The organism is Variovorax glucosi (assembly GCF_051216695.1).
Taxonomy (GTDB): domain Bacteria; phylum Pseudomonadota; class Gammaproteobacteria; order Burkholderiales; family Burkholderiaceae_C; genus Variovorax.
Window position 1 is genome coordinate 354 of the sequence record NZ_JBPJZE010000391.1, and the last position, 687, is coordinate 1,040.

Below are 687 nucleotides of genomic sequence, written 5' to 3' on the forward strand. Positions count from 1 at the left end.
TGCAGACGCGTTTCGAGCTGCATCTCGGCATGGCTCAGCACGGCCTTATCGAGCAGGTTCTTCAGGCCCGTCTGGTGAAAGCTGTTGAGGTAGGCCAGCTGCAGCACGTGGTCCGAGCCTTCGCCCCAGGCGTTGGTGTGACGTTCGAGCACGATGCGGTCCTGCGTCAGCGTGCCGGTCTTGTCGGTGCACAGCACGTCCATGGCGCCGAAGTTGTGAATGGCTTCGAGCCGCTTCACGATCACCTTCTGGCGCGACATCACGACCGCGCCTTTGGCCAGCGTGGCCGTCACGATCATCGGCAGCATCTCGGGCGTGAGGCCGACCGCGATCGACAACGCAAACAGCGCCGCCTCCCACCAGTCACCCTTGGCCACGCCGTTGATCACCAGCACCAGCGGCGCCATCACCAGCATGAAGCGGATCAGCACCCAGCTCACGCGGTTGATGCCCGCCTGGAAGGCGCTGGTGCCGCGATCGGTGGCCGTTACGCGCTGCGCCAGTGCGCCGAAGAAAGTACGGTCGCCCGTGTGCACGATGAGCGCGGTAGCGGTGCCGCTGATCACGTTGGTGCCCATGAAGAGCAGGTTCTCGCGTTCGAGCACACCCGCCGCGTGGTCGCCGCGGTCGACGACGAACTTCTCCACCGGCATGGCCTCGCCCGTCAGTGCGGACTGGCTGATGAAC

At 65.2% G+C, this 687-nt stretch carries 1 pseudogene; it reads right to left on the bottom strand.

From position 1 onward, the window contains the following. A pseudogene (locus ACSFA3_RS25915) lies at nucleotides 1-687 on the bottom strand (HAD-IC family P-type ATPase); the annotation flags it as partial.